This is a genomic window from Streptomyces sp. Je 1-332 (genome assembly GCF_040730185.1).
Classification (GTDB): Bacteria; Actinomycetota; Actinomycetes; order Streptomycetales; family Streptomycetaceae; genus Streptomyces.
The window spans coordinates 7,333,975-7,352,202 of sequence record NZ_CP160402.1; the positions used below are offsets into that span (position 1 = coordinate 7,333,975).

The window sequence follows — 18,228 nt, forward strand, 5'->3', positions numbered from 1 at the left end:
GGCCGTCCTGGCGGGGGCCCCGCTCGGGGAGCCGCGGGCACGGCTCCCCGAGCCCTCAAGTCCCCCTGACCGGCGCGGTGTTACGGTCTCGGCCATGTCCAAGAGTGAGGTGGAGTTCTCCGAGTGGGAGACCTCCGAACGGACGGACATCGAGGGCGGCATCGCCTCGCGGTTCGGCACGTACAGCAAGTCCGGGATTCTGGACGGCATCCCGTTCGAGGGAAGCGGCACGAAGACCATCCAGTTCGTCCGCACCCCGGAGGGCCGGAGGATCGCGGCGTTCTCCTGGTACGACAAGGCCTGACCGCCGGGCGCGGTTCAGCGAGCCCTGACCGCCGGGAGCGGTTCAGCAAGTCCTGACCGCCGGGAGCGGCTCACCCCCCGCTCGCCCGCCCCGTGCTCTCCCGTTCGATGAGGGTCGGGAGCGGGACCTGGACCGTGGATGCCGGGCCGTCGTCCAGGAGGGACAGGAGTTCGCGGGCCGCCGTGCGGCCGAAGGACACCGTGTCGCGGGACAGGGCCGTCAGCCAGGGGTGGACCATGCGGCACAGGGCCGAGTCCTCCCACGCGATCACCGACACGTCCCCGGGCACGGCGAAGCCGAGCGAGGCCGCCGCGGCGATCCCGGCGACGGCCATCACGTCGTTGTCGTACACGAGAGCTGTCGGCGGCGACGCGGCGGACAGCACCCGCCGGGTCACCGCGGCGCCCTCCGCGTCCGAGTAGTCCGTGGTCACCGAGCGGACCCCGGACAGGTCACGCCGCTGTGCCTCGGCCCGCAGCGTCCGGATCCGCCGCTCCGTGTGGGCGAGGCCGGGCAGCCCCGCGATGTGCACGATGCGGCGGTGGCCGAGGGCGTGCAGATGGTCCACGACCGCCGCCATCGCACCCGCGTCGTCCGCCCAGACCGTGGAGAGGCCGGGATGGCCGGCGTCGGGGTCCGGTACGCCGCCCGTCACCACCGCGGGAAGACCGAGCTCGTCGAGGAGCGCGGGGCGGGGGTCGTCCGTGCGCGGGTCCACGACCAGGACCCCGTCCACCCGGCGCTCCGCCCACCACCGCTGGTAGACCGCGCACTCGGCGGCCACGTCCTCCACCACCTGGAAGAGCAGGCCGAGTTGACGCTCCGCCAGGACCTCCTGGATGCCCGAGATCAGCTGCAGGAAGAACGAGTCGACGCCCAGCGTCCCGGCGGGCCGCGCCACCACCAGGCCCACGGTCGCCGAGCCCTCACCGGACAGCGCGCGAGCCGCGGTGCTCGGGTGCCACCCCAGCTGCTCGGCGACCCTGCGCACCCGGTCGCGGGTGATGTCGGAGACGCCGGGCCGGTCGTTGAGCGCGAAGGACACGGCGCTCTCGGAGACTCCGGCGCGGCGTGCGATGTCCTTCATGGTCGGCCGGCGTGCCGGGGACCGCTTGCCTTGCACCGGTGTTGCCCCTTTCCTGTGAAGCGCATACTAATGCGCTTGAGCCAGCACACTCTAAAGCGCATTAGTCGATCCCCGCAAGAAGTTCAACAGACCCCGCTGACCTGCGTAGTTGGTGTGGCAGACAGGATTATTCAACGAATCCATTGACTTTTTACCGGCGTGCCATGCAGGGTCTGCCTCACGCTGGGCCGAGCAAAGGAGCCGTTTCACCGTGCGCATCTCCCACCACCCCCGCATCCCCAGAAGGGCAGCCACCGCTGCCGCCGTCCTCGCCGTGCTCCTGCCGCTGAGCGCCTGCGGCGACGGAGGCGACGGCGGCGGCTCGGCCGACGCGTCCGGCAAGATCGAGGGCGAGATCACCTTCCAGACCTGGAACCTGAAGGCGAACTTCAAGTCGTACTTCGAGGGCGTCGTCGACGGCTTCGAGAAGAAGTACCCCGGCACGAAGGTGAACTGGGTCGACCAGCCCGGCGAGGGCTACGCCGACAAGATCAGCGCCGACGCCGCGGCCGGCACCCTCCCGGACGTCGTCAACGTCTCGCCCGACCTGGTGGCCCCGCTCGCCAAGGCCGGTCTGGCACTCGACCTCGACAAGGCCGCGGGGAAGTACGAGAAGGAGTACCTGCCGGGGGCGTGGAAGAGCCACCAGATACCGGGCACCGAAGGCACGTACGCCTTCCCCTGGTATCTGAACACCGGGCCGCTCTTCTACAACAAGCGGATCTTCAAGGAGGCGGGGCTCGACGCCGACAAGCCCCCGAAGACGTACGACCAACTCTTCGACAGCGCCCTGCAGTTGTCCAAGAAGACCAAAGGCAGGACCGCCACGCTCGCCAACATCCCCACCATCGAGGACTTCGGGCGCTACGGCGTCCCGCTGATGGACAAGGAAGGGACCAGGTTCACCTTCAACGGCGCCAAGGGCGTCGAACTCCTCACCCAGTACAAGAAGTTGTACGACGCGAAGGCTCTGGACGGTCAGGCGCTCAACGCCACACCCGAGTCGACGGGCAAGAAGTTTCTCACCGAGGCCGTCGCGATGAACCCCGGAAGCGCCCTGGACCTCGGCAAGTTCAAGAAGGAAGCGCCGGGCCTCTACAAGAACATCGGGATCACCCCGCAGATCACCAACACCGGCAAGGACAACATGTACGTGATGGGGGTGATGGTGAACACCCGCACCAAGCAGACGCCCGCCGCCGTGGCCTTCGCCCACTACGTGACGGACGCGCAGCGACAGATGTCCTTCGCCAAGAAGGTGGCGATCTTCCCCAGCACGGAAGGTTCGCTCGACGACCCGTACTTCACCAAGCAGGACGGCACCGACGACACGCGCGTACGGGTCGCCGCTGCCAAGTCCATCAAGACCGCGGTGAATTACACGCCCGTGCTCTTCAGCGAGCAGATGAAGATCGAGCTGCGCAACGCCGTCGCCCGTGCGCTGCAAGGCAAGGAGAGCCCCGAGGAAGCGCTTGACAACGCTGTCAAGGCCTGCGACCGGCTGCTGAAGCAGAGCTGAGAAGACAACACGGGACCACCACCATGAAAAGCTCCAGCACCGCCACCGTCCCCCGCGCCGCCGACACCGCCTCCCGTGCCGGGGACGACCACCGCACCCGCCGGCGCATCAGGCGTCAACTCCCCACCAGCCCCTGGCTCTTCGCGGCCCCCGGGCTGCTGATCGTCGGCATCTTCATCCTCTATCCGTTCGTCAGCACCCTCATCAACTCCTTCACCGACAAACGCACCCTGATCCCGGGGGAGTACGTCGGCCTGGACAACTTCCGGGAGCTGCTGCACGACGACATGTTCTGGATCGGCCTTCGCAACTCGACGCTCTACATCGTCGGGGTCGTGCCCGCGCTCGTCCTGCTGCCGCTGCTCCTCGCGATGCTCGTCCAGAAGCACGTCCCCGGCATGACCTTCTTCCGGTCCGCCTTCTACACGCCGGTGGTCGCGTCCATCGTCGTGGTGGGCCTGATCTGGGTGTGGATGCTGGACGAACGGGGCCTGGTCAACGCGGTGCTGGAAGCGGTGGGCGTCGGCTCGGTCGGCTTCCTCAGCGACCAGTGGCTGCTCCTGTCGAGCGCCATGGCCGTCACGGTCTGGAAGGGCCTCGGCTACTACATGATCATTTACCTCGCGGCCCTCGCCAACGTGCCCCGCGAACTGCACGAGGCCGCGTCGGTGGACGGCGCGGGCGCGGTGCGCCGCTTCTTCACGGTCACCGTGCCCGCCGTGCGATCCACGATGGTGCTGGTCGCCGCGCTGTCCTCGGTCGCCGCCTTCAAGGTGTTCTCCGAGGTCTACCTGATGGCCGGGCCCAACGGCGGCCCGGCCGGCGAGGACACCACGCTCGTGATGCTGGTGCAGCGCGTGGGCACCGGCCTGACCGGCCGCGTCGGGTACGCGTCGGCCATCTCGGTCGTCGTCTTCGTCGTCACCGTCGCGTTGATGCTGCTCGTGCTGCGCGCGGACCGGAAGGAGGACTGACTCGTGAGCATCACGACCGACACGCACAAGAGCGAGCAGACGGGCAAGTCGGGCAAGGCGGGGCAGGCGCAGTCGAAGGCCGGCAAGGCTCGCAAGGCCCGCGCCCGGAGGCACGGCCGCCGCTTCACGGACGAGAACGGCCGCCGGATGCCGGTGTGGGAGATCGTCCTGCGCTACGTACTCCTGCTCGCCGTACTGGCGTTGATGATCGGGCCGTTCCTGTGGCAGCTGTCCACGTCCCTGAAGGGACCGCACGAGAACATCTTCAGCTCCCCGCCCGAGTTCCTGCCGAGCAGTCCGACCTTCCACAACTACGAGCGCGTCGCCGACACCATCCCCGTCTGGGACTACGCGCTCAACTCCCTGAAGGTGGCGGCCGCCAACGTCGTGACCAACTGCGTGGGCGCCACGCTCGCCGGCTACGCCCTGGCGCGCCTGCGCTACCGGGGCCGCAGAGCGGCCACGATCGTGTTCATCCTCGCCATGCTGGTGCCCGTGGAAGGCATCATCATCGCCCAGTTCACGACCATGCGGGAGCTCGGCCTGAACAACACCCTCATCGGTGTGCTGCTGCCCGGCTGCGTCTCCGCGCTCAACGTCCTGCTGATGCGCAACGCCTTCCTGAACCTGCCGTACGAGATCGAGGAAGCCGCGTACGTCGACGGCGCGAACGTCTGGCAGCGATTCCTGCGCATCGCCCTGCCCGCGGTCAAGGGCACGCTCGCCGTGGTGGCGATCTTCGCGTTCATGGGCGCCTGGGACGACTTCCTGTGGCCGCTGATCGTGCTGAGCGACCCCGACCGGTTCACCCTGACCATCGGCCTGAACTACCTGCACGGCACCTTCGCCAACGACGAACGGCTCGTCGCCGCGGGCACGGTCATCGCCGTGCTGCCGCTGATCGTGCTCTTCGCCTGCCTCCAGCGGTACTTCTTCCGCGGCGTGGGCGAGGGAGCGGTCAAGGGCTGAAGCCCGCCGCCACGCTCGCTCGCTCGCTCCCGCACGCAATACAGCCCCACACTTCCGAGACTTCCGAGAACCGGGACCCGCATGCTTTCCGTGCCTTCCATGCCCTCCACGCCGTCGGTCGCGCCGCGCTTCGGCGCGAACTACACCCCGAGCAAGGGGTGGTTCCACCACTGGCTCGACTTCGACATCGACGCCGTGCGCGCCGACCTCGACGCGATCGCCGGACTCGGCCTCGACCACATCCGGGTCTTCCCGATCTGGCCGTACTTCCAGCCCAACCGCACCCTGATCCGGCCGCGCGCCGTGGAGCAGCTCGTCGCTCTCGCGGACGCCGCCGCCGAGCGCGGGCTCGACGTCAACGTCGACGGACTGCAGGGGCACCTGTCGAGTTTCGACTTCCTGCCCGCCTGGACGCAGACATGGCACCGGCGGAACATCTTCACCGACCCCGATGTGGTGGAGGGCGAGGCCACGTACCTGCGGACGCTCGCCGCCGCGCTCGCCGACCGGCCGAACTTCATCGGCATGACCATCGGCAACGAGGTCAACCAGTTCTCGGCCGGCCCGCATCCCGATCCGGACCGCATCACGCAGGACCAGGCGGGGGAGTGGCTGCGACGTGTCCTCGCAGCCTGCGAGGAGGGCGCTCCGGGGAAGCTGCACCTGCACGCCGAGTACGACGCCGCCTGGTACCAGGACGACCAGCCCTTCACCCCGGCCCAGGCCGCGCGCCTTGGCGGGGCGACCGCCGTGCACTCCTGGGTGTTCAACGGCACGGCCCAGCGGCACGGGCGGGGCGGGGTCGCCACCGCACACCACGCGGCGTACATGATCGAGCTGTCCAAGGCGTGGGCGGACGATCCGCACCGTCCCGTGTGGCTCCAGGAGGTGGGCGCGCCGGCCCCTCTCATCCCCGCGGAACACGCGGCTGCCTTCACCGAGGCGACGGTGGAGGCGGCGCTCGACTGTGCGGATGTGTGGGGCGTGACGTGGTGGTGCTCGCACGATGTGTCGCGGTCGCTGGCGGACTTCCCTGAACTGGAGTACAGCCTGGGCCTGTTGACCAATGAGGGGCAGGTCAAGCCGGGGGGTGAGGTGCTGGCGCGGCTCGCGAAGGAGTGGCGGGGGCGGGGGTATGCGCCTGCCGTTCGCACGACCGCGGTGGTCGTGGACGATGCCGCCTCACGGCGGTCCGCGTGCGGGCCCGGCGGTGCGGTGTTCGACGCCTTCATGGGCCTCGTCGCGGATGGAGTCCGGCCTACGACGGTCCTGGCGAGCCGGGTGGGGGACGCGGCGCACTTGGCTGCGCGGGGCATCACGGAGGTCGTGCGGCCAGGGGAGGTCGGTTAGAAGCAAGATCCATCCCCAACCCCGCCCCTTCCCGAAAACCGTGCCTGCGCCCCGGGCCTGCCTGGGGCTCCGCCCCAGACCCCGCTCCTCAATCGCCGGAGGGGCTGAAAAATCAGCCCGTCCGGCGTTTGAGGACGAACTCGGCGGAGCCGGTGACGACGGCACGCAAAGCTCCCGGCCGAGTCCACCCGTTCCAACCCTCGGAGAGAACATGCACGACGACCGCACCCTCATAGAGGCCCGCCTCAAGCGCGTCCTCGACGAACGCATCCGCCCCGCCGTCTACCCCGAATCCGTCCCCCTGGACGTCGCCGTATGGACCGCCCCCGGCGAACCCGTGCCCGTGGAAGAGGGCCTCGCGGCGCACCCCGAGCCGACCGAGGTCGGCGCGCGGTGGGGTGCCCCCTGGGCCACCAGCTGGTTCCAGGTGACCGGCACCGTGCCCACGGAGTGGGCAGGAAAGACCGTCGAGGCCATCCTCGACCTCGGCTTCGACGAGAACATGCCCGGTTTCCAGTGCGAGGGCCTGGTCTACCGCCCCGACGGCACCCCGGTGAAGGGCCTCAACCCCCGCAACCAGTGGGTACGGATCGCAGCCCCGGCGACCGGCGGCGAAGACGTCCACCTGCACATCGAGGCCGCCTCCAACCCCGTCATCCTCGACTACCACCCCTTCCTGCCGACCCAGCTCGGCGACAAGGAGACGGCCGGGAGCGAGCCCCAGTACAAGCTGGCCCGCATGGACCTCGCCGTCTTCGACGAGACCGTGTGGCAGCTCGTCATCGACCTCGAAGTGCTCGGCGAGCTCATGCAGGAGCTTCCCGAGGACTCCGGTCGGCGGTACGCGATCGTGCGCGCCATCGGCCGCGCCCTGGACGCCGTCGACCTCCAGGACGTCAACGGCAGCGCACCCGCCGCCCGCGCCGAACTCGAAGGCGTCCTCACCACCCCCGCCGAGCCCTCGGCCCACCGCATCAGCGCGGTCGGCCACGCGCACATCGACTCCGCGTGGCTGTGGCCGCTCAGGGAGACGGTGCGCAAGGTCGCGCGTACGACGTCGAACATGACAGCGCTCATCGAGGACGAGCCGGACTTCGTCTTCGCCATGTCGCAGGCGCAGCAGTGGGCGTGGGTCAAGGAGCACCGGCCCGAGGTGTGGGCGAAGGTCAAGAAGGCGGTTGCCGACGGGCGGTTCGTGCCCGCGGGCGGCATGTGGGTCGAGTCCGACACGAACATGCCGGGCTCGGAGGCGATGGTCCGTCAGTTCGTGCACGGCAAGCGGTTCTTCCTCGACGAGTTCGGCGTCGAGAACGACGAGGCGTGGCTTCCCGACACCTTCGGCTTCGCCGCCGGCCTGCCGCAGATCATCAAGGCGGCCGGTTCGAAGTGGCTGCTCACGCAGAAGATCTCCTGGTCGCAGACCAACCGCTTCCCGCACCACACCTTCAACTGGGAAGGCATCGACGGCACCCGCATCTTCACGCACTTCCCGCCCGTCGACACCTACAACTGCTCGATGAAGGGCAGCGAGATCGCCCACGCGGCGAAGAACTTCAAGGACAAGGGAGTCGCCCGGCACTCGCTCGCTCCGACGGGCTGGGGCGACGGTGGCGGCGGCACGACCCGCGAGATGATCGCGAAGGCGGGACGGCTCCGCGACCTGGAGGGCTCGGCGACCGTCGAGTGGGAGACCCCCGCCGCGTTCTTCGAGAAGGCCGAGGCCGAGTACCCCAACGCCCCGGTCTGGGTGGGAGAGTTGTACCTGGAACTCCACCGCGCCACGCTCACCAGCCAGGCGGGCACCAAGCAGGGCAACCGCCGCAGCGAGCACCTGCTGAGGGAGGCCGAGCTGTGGGCGGCGACGGCGGCCGTCCGCTCGCCGGAATTCTCGTACCCCTACGAGGATCTGGACCGCATCTGGAAGACGGTGCTGCTCCACCAGTTCCACGACATCCTGCCCGGTTCGTCCATCGCCTGGGTGCACAGGGAGGCGCGTGCGACGTACGCCAAGGTCACCGAGGAGCTCAACGGCATCATCGACGCGGCTCAGCGGGCGCTCGCGGGGGAGGGCGGGGGGTCGGGCACTCTCGTCTTCAACTCCACCCCGCACACCCGGCACGGGGTCCCTGCCGGTGGCGCCCGACTGGCCGCGATCGACGGCCAGTCGGCGATGGCCTCACGCGCCGACGGCGGATTCGTCCTGGACAACGGCCTGTTGCGGGTCGAGATCGACGCGCGCGGCCTCGTCGTGTCGGCGTACGACATCGTGGCCGACCGGGAGACCGTCGCACCCGGTCAGGCGGCGAACCTGCCGCAGATCCACGCCGACTTCCCGAACATGTGGGACGCGTGGGACGTCGACGAGTTCTACCGCAACACGGTCACCGACCTCACGGAGGCGGAAGCGGTCGAACCCGCGCAGGACGGCGCCTCGGTCCGTGTCGTACGAAGCTTCGGCGCCTCACGCCTGACCCAGGTCCTGACTCTGGCGCCCGGCTCCTCGCGCCTGGACATCGACACGGAGGTCGACTGGCACGAGACGGAGAAGTTCCTGAAGCTGGCGTTCCCGCTGGACATCCACGCGGAGCGGTACGCGTCGGAGACGCAGTTCGGCCACTTCTACCGGGCCACGCACACCAACACGAGCTGGGAGGCCGCCAAGTTCGAGGCGTGCAACCACCGCTTCGTGCACGTGGAGGAGCCGGGCTGGGGCGTCGCCCTGGTCACCGACTCGACGTACGGCCACGACGTGACCCGCACGGTGCGTGCCTCGGACTCCGGTACGACCACGACGGTGCGCGCGTCGCTGCTGCGCGCCCCGCGCTTCCCCGACCCCGAGACGGACCAGGGCGTCCACCGGTTCCGGCACGCGCTTGCCCCGGGCGCGGGGATCGGCGACGCGGTGCGTGAGGGCTACCGGATCAACCTGCCCGAGCGGCAGGTCGCGGGCGGCGGTGCGGAGGTGTCGCCGCTGGTGACGGTCGACAACGACGCCGTCGTCGTCACGGCGGTCAAGCTCGCCGACGACGGCAGCGGCGACGTGGTCGTCCGCTTCCACGAGTCGCGGGGCGGTCGCGCGAAGGCGACGCTGGCCGCGGGCTTCCCGGTCGGTTCCGTGAGTGTGACGGACCTGTTGGAGCGCCCCCTCGCGGACACCGCGGCACCGGAACACGCCGCCGATGGCGTCACCCTGACGCTGCGTCCGTTCGAGCTGATGACACTGCGGCTGACGCGAGCGTGACGGCGCTGCCCCGCTGAGGCCTCCGGGGTCCCCGTACCTGACCAGGCGTCACACACTGCGGCACGTGACTGCGGTGGACGCCTGGGGGCGCAGGGGCCCCGGGGCCAAGCGGGCCGTCACTCTTCGCCCCGTAGCCGCAGCAGGTACGTAGCTGTCAGCGCTACGGCGCGGTCCGCGTCCTGGGTGAGGTCGGTGAGCGCGGCTGACGCCCTGGGCCCGGGGATGCCTGCCAGTGCCTGGGTCAGGCGTCCGCGGGCGGGTGCTTCGGTGGTGGCGTGGGTGAGGCGGTCGACGAGCCTGGTCGCGATCCGGTCCGCGCTCGCGGCGTCGCTCGCCAGCACACTCAGCGCGTCGGCCGCGTCCGTGTCGTTCCTGCCCGCCACGATCATGTCGACGAGCGTTGGGATCACCTCGGCCGCTCCTCGGGCCCCGAGTGCCAGAGCCGCATGGCCCCGGACCACGATGTCGGGGTTCGCGAGAGCATCCCGCAGCCGCGCCGTGGCCTCGTCACCGGACAGCTCCGCGAGGGCCTGAACGGCGCGTTCCCGTACCGCGGCCGCTGGTGAGTCGAGGCCCTGCGCCAGGAGTCCCGGGCCGCCGTCGCCCGACCGGGCAAGCGCCCACCGAAGGGCCCCGGCGACGTTCGGCTCCGTCTCGCTCAGGGCCGCCTCGACCAGGGCCTCCACCGGTACCGGAACCTCGTCGCCCGAGGAGAGGGCCGCACGCTGACGCGTGTCGGCGCTCTTCGAGCCCAGAGCCTGGAGGAGCGCGACCACCTGGAGGACGTCCTCCCAGCCTGAGGGGTCCGCGGCATCGATCCGGCGCAGCCGCGTGAGCAACTCCGTCTCGGCCGCGATGCGCTCGCGCGTCTGCAGGATGAGGTCACCGACGAGCGCCGAGGGCGTGAAGCCGGGATCGTCGAGCGCGCGCCCGATCTCACGGAGCGACAGACCGAGCGACCGCAGGCTCTCGACATGGAAGATCCGCCGGATGTCCTCCCCGGCATACTCCCGGTAGCCGGAGCCGGTACGTCCCGAAGGCCGCACCAGGCCGAGCGACTCGTAATGCCGGAGCATGCGGGCGCTGACCCCGGACCTCCGCGCCACCTCACCGATCAACACGCTTCATTGTCCCTCTTGTCAGTCTCCGCCTCCCGTCAGTCACCCTCGTGGCAGCGTCTCTCTTTTCACTGTCCCTCCTGGCCGGAGCCGCCCAGCGCCACGACGCGTTTCGCCTCATCGATCGCGAACTCGAATCCGGCGTCCGGGTCTCGCAGCAGCCGCTCCGTGGCGATCGCGTGCGTCCGCACACGTGGGTCGGGGCCCGTCGTCGCGGAACGCAGCGCCGGCACGATCACTTCCCCCAGCGCGACCAGAGCCCGGCTGAGACTCAGCTGGGTCTCCCGCTCACCACGCCCGAGCTGTGTCGCGAGGACTGTGGCCAGCGCGGGCTCCTCGCCTTCCGGTACGAGTACGACCGCGGTCCGCCAGGCGCTTCGCGCCACCTCCTCGTCGGCGTCGGACAGGAGTGCCCGCGTGAGGGCCGGCCACGCCTGCCGGTCGCCGATCTTGGACAGCGTGTGCAACGCCTGGCTCCGTGCCTGCGCCCGCTGCGAGCGGACTTCGCGGAGCAGCGCGGGGAGCGTCACGTCCACCGGGTGGCGGGTGAGGGCCCAGGTCAGCATGTCGCGGACGAAGAACTCGGGCTCGACGGCGCAGCGTTCGACGAGCTTCTCGACGAACCGCGGGTCGGGCGCCGTGCCGACGGCGAGAGCGGCCCGCAGCCGTACGGACGCGTTGCCGTCCTCCAGCCCCTGGAGTGCTCGGGTCGCGTCCGTGTCCTGTCTCGTGATCGTCACTGGTGACCACCTCCTGGTCGCCAGTGAAGACCTTGTCACCGTGTCAAGGTCAACGGGTTACAGTCCGCCCCCCGGGACCAGGCCTGGTCGCCCCGGGCCTATTCGTCCAGCTGCGTCCGCAGCCACTCCTCCACCTCTCCCACGTGCGCCGCCGCCGCGGCCCTCGCCGCCTCCGGGTCCCTGGCCACCAGGGCCCGGTGGATGCGCGCATGCTCCCGGCGGGTGCGCTCGAAGGCGCCCTCTTCCTGGTAGCCGCGCCACACCCGGGCGCGGAACGTGCGCGATGACAGGCCCTCCAGGATCGCCGCCATCGTGTCGTTGCCCGCCGCGAAGGCGATCGCGCGGTGGAAGGCGAGATCGTGGGAGAGGATCTCCTCCGGGTCGTCCGTGGCGTTCATCGCCTCCAAGTGCTTCTCGACGTCCGCCAGTTGGTCGGCCGAGATGCGTGCTGCCGCCAGCGCCGTCGCAGTGGACTCGAGCACCCGGCGTACCTCGAGGAGTTCCACCAGCCGTGGTCCTCGGGAGAGGTCCGCCACGACGCCGAAGGTCTCCAGGAGGTCCCCGGCCTCCAACTGGGTGACGTAGATACCCGAGCCGTGCCGGGCCTCAAGGACCCCCATCACCGTGAGGGCGCGGATCGCCTCCCGCATGGAGCTGCGCGAGATGCCCAGCTGGGTGGCCAAGTCCCTTTCTGTGGGGAGCCGTTGGCCCGGTTCGAGACGGCCCTCGCCGATCATCGCCTTGATCTGCTCGATGGCCCGCCCGGTCACGGTGCCCTTCTGCGGGGCGGTCTGGTCCACGTAACGCTCCTCCACTGGACGGGTGCGCCGCAGTCTAATCAGAGATGTGGTCGGACCACTACGGCCTGAATGCGGGAAAACTTGACGCCGAGGGGTGTTGTGAGCGCCAAGTGGTCTGATAAATATTCGCCCAGCAGTCGCTAGGACTTCCGATCCACCCTCGATGAGGAGCCGTCAGATGGCCGGCAGAACAGTGCGCAACAGGTCCAGCAGGGCGGGGATTTCGCGGACGGCGCGGATCGCCGCCGCGGCGGCCTGCGCGTCCCTCGTGCTCACGGCGTGCGGCAGTACGAAGGACAGCGCGGCGCCCGCGGGCGGCGCAGGCGGCGGCGAGGGCAAGGTCGGGGTGATCCTGCCCCTGCTGACCTCGCCGTTCTGGCAGTCGTACAACGACTACGTGCCGAAGATGGCGAAGTCCGAGGACGTCGACGCGATGAAGACCGTCAACTCCAACAGCGACCCCTCGCAGCAGATCACCGACATCAACAACCAGCTCAACCAGGGCATCAAGGGGCTCGTCGTCGCCCCCCTCGACAGCGCTGCCATCTCCGCGGGCCTCGACCAGGCCGAGCGCAAGGGCGTGCCCGTGGTCGCCGTCGACGTCGCGCCCGAGAAGGGCAAGGTCGCGATGGTGGTGCGGGCCAACAACGTCGCGTACGGCGAGAAGGCCTGCGACTACCTCGGCGAGCAGGTCAAGACCGGCAAGGTCGTCCAGATCATGGGAGACCTCGCCTCCGTCAACGGCCGTGAGCGCTCCGAGGCGTTCCGCACCTGCGTGAAGAAGAAGTACCCCAAGCTCAAGGTCCTGGAGATCCCCGCCAAGTGGGAGTCCGACACGGCCGCGTCGAAGCTGGACACGCTCCTCAACTCCAACCCCGACATCAAGGGCATCTACCTGCAGGCGGGCGGCGTCTATCTCGCGCCCACCCTGCAGACCCTGAAGTCCAAGGGAATGCTGAAGAAGGCGGGCGAGAAGGGGCACATCACCGTCATCTCGAACGACGGCATCCCGCAGGAGTTCGACGCCATCCGCAAGGGCCAGATCGACGCCACCGTCTCGCAGCCCGCCGACGCGTACGCCAAGTACGGGATGTACTACATCAAGGCCGCGATGAACGGGAAGAAGTTCAAGCCCGGCAGGACCGACCACGACTCGACCATCGTGAAGCTGCCCAGCGGCATCCTCGAGGACCAGCTGCCCGCGCCGCTCGTCACCAAGGAGAACGTCGACGACTCCAAGCTGTGGGGCAACACGGTCAAATGAGGACGCCGATGACCAAGCCCCCGTCACACGGTCCGGCGCTCGTCGAAGCGACCGGCATAGTCAAGCGGTACGGACCCACCGTCGCCCTGCGGGACGGACAACTGACCGTCCTGCCCGGTGAGTCCCACGCCCTCGTCGGCCGTAACGGCGCGGGCAAGTCCACCCTCGTCACCATCCTCACCGGGCTCCAGGCACCGGACGCCGGCACCGTCCTCTTCGACGGCGAGCCCGCACCGCCGCTCACCGACCGCGACGCCTGGCGCCGCAAGGTGGCCTGCGTCTACCAGAAGCCGACCGTCGTCCCGGATCTGACCGTCGCCGAGAACCTCTTCATCAACCGGCAGCCCGAAGGGCGCGGCGGCTTCATCAGCTGGCGCAAGCTGCGCGCCCAGGCGGCCGAGGTGCTCGACACCTGGGACGTACGGGTCGACCCGGACGCGCGAACCGCCGACCTCAAGGTCGAGGACCGGCAGATGGTCGAGATCGCGCGGGCGCTCAGCTTCGGGGCGCGCTTCATCGTCCTGGACGAGCCCACCGCGCAGCTCGACAACCGTGAGATCGAGCGGCTCTTCACCCGCATGCGGGCACTCCAGGAGTCCGGCGTCACCTTCCTCTTCATCTCGCACCACCTCCAGGAGGTGTACGAGGTGTGCCAGACCGTCACGGTCCTGCGCGACGCCCGTTGGATCACCACCGCGCCCGTGGCCGATCTGCCGCGGGCCGAGCTGGTCGAGGCGATGGCGGGCGAGGCCCTGCGGGAGAAGGAGGCCGCGGAGGAGTCCGTGGCCCGGACCGAGGTCCCCTCCGACGCCCCGGTGATCCTCGACGTCAAGGACCTGACCAGCGAGTCGTACGCGGGCATCGACCTGACCGTCCGCAAGGGAGAGGTCGTCGGCCTCGCCGGATCGAGCGGCAGCGGCAAGATCAACCTCGCGGAGACCATCGCGGGACTGCACATGCCGACCGGCGGCAGCGCCCAACTGGACGGCAAACGCCTGCCGTTCGGTGACGTCACCGCCACGCTGCGGGCCGGCGTCGGCTGCGTCCCGCGCGACCGGCACGACCAGGGCCTGGTCTTCGGGATGACGATCGGCGACAACGCCACGATGACCGTCCTCGACCGGCTCGGGAAGTACGGCTTCGTCCGCACCGAACGCAGACGCGGTTTCGCCGAGGAGCTCATCGACCGCCTGGACATCCACGCCGAGGGACCCGACCAGCCGGTGTCGGACCTCTCCGGCGGGAATGCCCAGAAGGTCGTCATGGCGCGCGCCCTCGCCTCCGACCCGCGACTCCTCGTCCTCATCAACCCCACGGCGGGCGTGGACGTGAAGTCCAAGGAGTCACTGCTGGCCCGGATGGACCACGCACGCGAGGACGGCACCGCCGTCCTCGTCGTCTCCGACGAGCTGGACGACCTGCGGCGCTGCGACCGCGTCCTGGTCCTCTTCCACGGCCGTATCGTCGCCGAGCACGAGGCGGGCTTCACCGACCACGACATGATCGCGTCGATCGAGGGTGTGGGCACGACGGGCCCCGGCAGGGGCGCGGGGAACTGCGCGGCCGGCCACAACGGGCCCGCAGCCGAAAACCAAGGAGACCACAGTGGCTGACACCAAGGCCCCGGCCGCACAGGCTGCCCCCGCAAGGAAAAGCACCGCCGAAAGCCGCGCAGCGAAGGGCATCCTCCTACGCCGCGCACGCGAACTCGCCCTGGTGCCAGCTCTGTTGCTCCTCATGGTCCTGGGAGCCCTGCTCAACGACTCCTTCCTGACGGAGCGCAACCTCATCTCGATCCTCGGCGCCTCCGCCGCCCTCGCGATGGTCGTGCTCGCCGAGTCACTCGTCCTCATCACCGGCAAGTTCGACCTCTCCCTCGAATCGGTCGTCGGCATCGCGCCCGCCGTCGGCGCCCTGCTCGTACTGCCCGCCGCCCAGGCCGGATTCGGCACCGAGCTGCCCGCCGCGGTGTCACTCCTCGCCATCCTGCTCGTCGGCGCGGCCATCGGCGCCTTCAACGGCATCCTCGTGGTGAAGCTCAAGCTCAACGCCTTCATCGTCACGCTTGCCATGCTGATCGTGCTGCGCGGACTGCTCGTCGGCGCGACCGAGGGCAAGACGCTCTTCGGCATGCCCGACGCCTTCTACACCCTCGCCACCACGACGTTCCTGACCATCCCGCTCTCGGTGTGGCTGGCCGCCGTCTCCTTCGGCGTCGCGGGCTTCGTCCTCAAGTACCACCGCGTGGGGCGCTCGCTGTACGCGATCGGCGGCAACGCCGACGCGGCACGCGCCGCCGGTATCCGCGTCGAGCGCGTGATGCTCGGCGTGTTCATCGTCGCCGGGTGCCTCGCCGCCGTCGGCGGACTCATGCAGACCGGATACGTCGGCGCGATCAACGCCAATCAGGGCCAGAACATGATCTTCACCGTGTTCGCCGCCGCGGTCATCGGAGGGATCAGCCTCGACGGCGGCAAGGGCACCATGTTCGGCGCCCTCACCGGCGTCCTGCTGCTCGGTGTCGTACAGAACCTGCTCACTCTCGCCCAGGTGCCGTCCTTCTGGATCCAGGCCATCTACGGCGGAATCATCTTGGTCGCCCTGATGATCGCGCGCGTCACCACCGGCCGCGCACAGGACTGACCCCGCTCCGGGTTCCCCGTCTCCTTGCCCCTTTCCGGAAAGGCCTCCTGTGTCCCCGACTTCCGCCCGCATCACCGCGGTTGACACCCACGACGTACGGTTCCCCACCTCACGGGAGCTGGACGGATCCGACGCGATGAACCCGGACCCCGACTACTCCGCCGCTTATGTCATCCTGCGCACCGACGCGGACGACGGCCTGGAGGGGCATGGCTTCACCTTCACCATCGGGCGCGGCAACGACGTACAGGTCGCCGCGATCGAGTCGCTGCGCCACCACGTGCTCGGCAGGTCCGTCGAGGAACTCTGCGCCGATCCGGGGACGTTGAACCGCGACCTGGTCGGGGACAGTCAGCTGCGCTGGCTCGGCCCGGAGAAGGGCGTGATGCACATGGCCATCGGCGCCGTCGTCAACGCCCTGTGGGACCTGGCGGCCAAGCGGGCGGGCAAGCCGCTGTGGCGGCTTCTCGCGGACGCCGATCCCCAGTGGCTCGTCTCCCAGATCGACTTCCGCTACATCGCCGACGCCCTGACCCCTCAAGAGGCTTTGGCGCTACTGCAGTTGCGCAGAAGCGGCGCCGCCGAGCGTGCGGTCCTGCTGAGAGAGCGCGGCTACCCCGGCTACACGACGTCGCCGGGCTGGCTCGGCTACAGCGACGAGAAGCTGACCCGTCTCGCCCGGCAGGCCGTCGCCGACGGCTTCACCCAGATCAAGCTGAAGGTCGGCGCGGACCTGGCGGACGACGTACGCCGCTGCCGTACCGCCCGCGAGGCGATCGGCCCCGGCATCCGGATGGCGATCGACGCCAACCAGCGCTGGAACATCGGCGAGGCCGTCGAATGGACGCGCGCCCTCGCGGAGTTCGACCCGTACTGGGTCGAGGAGCCCACGAGCCCCGACGACGTCCTCGGACACGCGGCGATCCGCAAGGCGGTCGCCCCGGTCAAGGTCGCCACCGGCGAGCACGTACAGAACCGCATCGTCTTCAAGCAGCTCCTCCAGGCGGGCGCCATCGACGTGCTCCAGATCGACGCGGCACGCGTCGGCGGCGTCAACGAGAACCTCGCGATCCTGCTGCTCGCCGCCAAGTTCGGCGTCCCAGTCTGCCCGCACGCCGGCGGCGTCGGCCTGTGCGAACTCGTCCAGCACCTGTCGATGTTCGACTACGTGGCGCTGTCCGGCACCACCGAGAACCGCGTCATCGAGTACGTCGACCATCTCCACGCCCACTTCATCGACCCGGTCGTGCTGCGCGACGGCCACTACCTGGCGCCCACCGCGCCTGGCTTCTCGGCCACCATGCGGGCCGAGTCGCTCGCCGAGTTCACCTACCCGGACGGCGCCTTCTGGGCCGCCGACCTCGCTCAGGGCAAAGGAGCAGCCGCATGACGGATGCCAAGGACGTCAGGGACGCCAGGGACGCGAAGGACTTCGAGGGGCTGAAGGCCCTGGTCACCGGCGGAGCCTCCGGTATCGGACGGGCCACTGCCGAGCTGCTCGCCGCGCGCGGGGCCCAGGTCGCCGTGCTCGACCTCGATCCCAGCACCGTAAAGAAGCCTCTCACCGGCCACCGCGCCGACGTCGCGGACGACGCCTCGGTGCGCGAAGCCGTCGCCGCCGCGGTGGCCGGCCTCGGCGGACTGGACGTCCTGGTCAACAACGCGGGCATCGGCGCCCAGGGCACCGTCGAGGACAACGACGACGACCAGTGGCACAAGGTGCTCGACGTGAACGTCCTCGGGATCGTGCGCACCACCCGCGCCGCCCTGCCGCACCTGCGGGCCTCCCGCCACGCGGCGATCGTCAACACCTGCTCGATCGCCGCCACCGCGGGCCTCCCGCAGCGTGCCCTGTACTCGGCGTCCAAGGGCGCGGTGCTCTCCCTGACCCTCGCCATGGCCGCGGACCACGTACGCGAAGGGGTGCGCGTCAACTGCGTCAACCCCGGCACCGTCGACACCCCCTGGGTCGGCCGTCTCCTGGACGCAGCGCCCGATCCCGTGGCCGAGCGTGCCGCGCTCGAAGCCCGGCAGCCGACCGGCCGTCTGGTGAGCGCGGACGAAGTCGCGGGCGCCATCGCCTACTTGGCGAGCCCGCTCTCCGGAGCGACCACCGGCACGGCGCTCGCCGTCGACGGCGGCATGCAGGGCCTGCGCCTGCGCCCGGCGGCCCGGTGAGC

The 18,228-nt window shown here is 69.8% G+C and carries 14 protein-coding genes and 1 pseudogene; 11 read left to right on the forward strand and 4 right to left on the reverse strand.

The features are described from left to right. Window positions 1-109: 109 nt before the first annotated feature. Window positions 110-304: pseudogene (locus tag ABXJ52_RS32965) on the forward strand (DUF4440 domain-containing protein); the annotation flags it as partial. Between the two features lie 70 nt (window positions 305-374). Here the strand turns inward: ABXJ52_RS32965 and ABXJ52_RS32970 are convergent. Further along, the gene (locus ABXJ52_RS32970) at window positions 375-1,391 is read right to left on the reverse strand and encodes a LacI family DNA-binding transcriptional regulator (RefSeq protein ID WP_367047131.1); all 1,017 of its coding nucleotides are present in this window, start codon (window positions 1,389-1,391) and stop codon (window positions 375-377) included. Between the two features lie 256 nt (window positions 1,392-1,647). Between ABXJ52_RS32970 and ABXJ52_RS32975 the strand changes: the two genes are divergently transcribed. The 5 genes from ABXJ52_RS32975 (at window position 1,648) to ABXJ52_RS32995 (ending at window position 9,483) form a co-directional block, all read left to right on the forward strand. Further along, window positions 1,648-2,949: an extracellular solute-binding protein gene (locus ABXJ52_RS32975; RefSeq protein ID WP_367049443.1), complete on the forward strand. Its 1,302-nt coding sequence runs from the start codon at window positions 1,648-1,650 to the stop codon at window positions 2,947-2,949. Window positions 2,950-2,972: 23 nt separating this feature from the next. Then, a complete protein-coding gene (locus tag ABXJ52_RS32980; RefSeq protein ID WP_367047133.1) occupies window positions 2,973-3,923 on the forward strand; it encodes a sugar ABC transporter permease in 951 nt (316 codons plus the stop codon). 147 nt (window positions 3,924-4,070) lie between these two features. Beyond that, the gene (locus tag ABXJ52_RS32985) at window positions 4,071-4,892 is read left to right on the forward strand and encodes a carbohydrate ABC transporter permease (protein ID WP_367049444.1); all 822 of its coding nucleotides are present in this window, start codon (window positions 4,071-4,073) and stop codon (window positions 4,890-4,892) included. Between the two features lie 99 nt (window positions 4,893-4,991). Then, complete coding sequence (locus tag ABXJ52_RS32990) at window positions 4,992-6,242, forward strand: glycosyl hydrolase (RefSeq protein WP_367047135.1); 1,251 nt, start codon at window positions 4,992-4,994, stop codon at window positions 6,240-6,242. 211 nt (window positions 6,243-6,453) lie between these two features. Then, window positions 6,454-9,483 (forward strand): glycoside hydrolase family 38 C-terminal domain-containing protein, encoded by a 3,030-nt coding sequence (locus ABXJ52_RS32995; protein WP_367047137.1) that lies wholly within the window; start codon window positions 6,454-6,456, stop codon window positions 9,481-9,483. A gap of 116 nt (window positions 9,484-9,599) precedes the next feature. Here the strand turns inward: ABXJ52_RS32995 and ABXJ52_RS33000 are convergent, their stop codons facing one another. From ABXJ52_RS33000 to ABXJ52_RS33010, 3 genes are all read right to left on the reverse strand, one after another. Continuing rightward, window positions 9,600-10,604 carry a HEAT repeat domain-containing protein gene (locus ABXJ52_RS33000; protein WP_367047139.1) on the reverse strand — a complete coding sequence of 335 codons (1,005 nt, stop codon included), beginning with the start codon at window positions 10,602-10,604 and terminating at the stop codon, window positions 9,600-9,602. A gap of 65 nt (window positions 10,605-10,669) precedes the next feature. Beyond that, window positions 10,670-11,341 (reverse strand): HEAT repeat domain-containing protein, encoded by a 672-nt coding sequence (locus ABXJ52_RS33005; RefSeq protein WP_367047141.1) that lies wholly within the window; start codon window positions 11,339-11,341, stop codon window positions 10,670-10,672. A 98-nt stretch (window positions 11,342-11,439) separates the two neighbouring features. After that, complete coding sequence (locus ABXJ52_RS33010) at window positions 11,440-12,141, reverse strand: FadR/GntR family transcriptional regulator (RefSeq protein ID WP_367047143.1); 702 nt, start codon at window positions 12,139-12,141, stop codon at window positions 11,440-11,442. Between the two features lie 178 nt (window positions 12,142-12,319). Between ABXJ52_RS33010 and ABXJ52_RS33015 the strand changes: the two genes are divergently transcribed. From ABXJ52_RS33015 to ABXJ52_RS33035, 5 genes are read left to right on the forward strand one after another with little or no spacing between them, the layout of a single operon-like run. Further along, window positions 12,320-13,405, forward strand: a complete 1,086-nt coding sequence (locus ABXJ52_RS33015; protein WP_367047145.1) for a sugar ABC transporter substrate-binding protein — start codon at window positions 12,320-12,322, stop codon at window positions 13,403-13,405. An 8-nt stretch (window positions 13,406-13,413) separates the two neighbouring features. Further along, window positions 13,414-15,018, forward strand: a complete 1,605-nt coding sequence (locus ABXJ52_RS33020; RefSeq protein ID WP_367047147.1) for a sugar ABC transporter ATP-binding protein — start codon at window positions 13,414-13,416, stop codon at window positions 15,016-15,018. Then, window positions 15,011-16,048, forward strand: coding sequence for an ABC transporter permease (locus ABXJ52_RS33025; protein ID WP_367047149.1), 1,038 nt, complete (start codon window positions 15,011-15,013; stop codon window positions 16,046-16,048). The genes ABXJ52_RS33020 and ABXJ52_RS33025 overlap by 8 nt, the downstream gene beginning before the upstream one ends. A gap of 49 nt (window positions 16,049-16,097) precedes the next feature. Then, window positions 16,098-17,438 carry an L-fuconate dehydratase gene (locus ABXJ52_RS33030; RefSeq protein ID WP_367047151.1) on the forward strand — a complete coding sequence of 447 codons (1,341 nt, stop codon included), beginning with the start codon at window positions 16,098-16,100 and terminating at the stop codon, window positions 17,436-17,438. Then, window positions 17,435-18,226: an SDR family oxidoreductase gene (locus ABXJ52_RS33035; protein ID WP_367047153.1), complete on the forward strand. Its 792-nt coding sequence runs from the start codon at window positions 17,435-17,437 to the stop codon at window positions 18,224-18,226. Before ABXJ52_RS33030 ends, ABXJ52_RS33035 begins: the two co-directional genes overlap by 4 nt. Window positions 18,227-18,228 lie beyond the last annotated feature (2 nt).

What these genes read in the sequence shown, in the direction of transcription:
- ABXJ52_RS33035 (WP_367047153.1), top strand. Translation starts at nt 17,435, where the DNA reads ATGACGGATGCCAAGGACGTCAGGGACGCCAGGGACGCGAAGGACTTC.
- ABXJ52_RS32995 (WP_367047137.1), top strand. Translation starts at nt 6,454, where the DNA reads ATGCACGACGACCGCACCCTCATAGAGGCCCGCCTCAAGCGCGTCCTC.
- ABXJ52_RS33015 (WP_367047145.1), top strand. Translation starts at nt 12,320, where the DNA reads ATGGCCGGCAGAACAGTGCGCAACAGGTCCAGCAGGGCGGGGATTTCG.
- ABXJ52_RS32990 (WP_367047135.1), top strand. Translation starts at nt 4,992, where the DNA reads ATGCCCTCCACGCCGTCGGTCGCGCCGCGCTTCGGCGCGAACTACACC.
- ABXJ52_RS32985 (WP_367049444.1), top strand. Translation starts at nt 4,071, where the DNA reads ATGCCGGTGTGGGAGATCGTCCTGCGCTACGTACTCCTGCTCGCCGTA.
- ABXJ52_RS32980 (WP_367047133.1), top strand. Translation starts at nt 2,973, where the DNA reads ATGAAAAGCTCCAGCACCGCCACCGTCCCCCGCGCCGCCGACACCGCC.
- ABXJ52_RS32970 (WP_367047131.1), bottom strand. Translation starts at nt 1,391, where the DNA reads ATGAAGGACATCGCACGCCGCGCCGGAGTCTCCGAGAGCGCCGTGTCC.
- ABXJ52_RS33020 (WP_367047147.1), top strand. Translation starts at nt 13,414, where the DNA reads ATGACCAAGCCCCCGTCACACGGTCCGGCGCTCGTCGAAGCGACCGGC.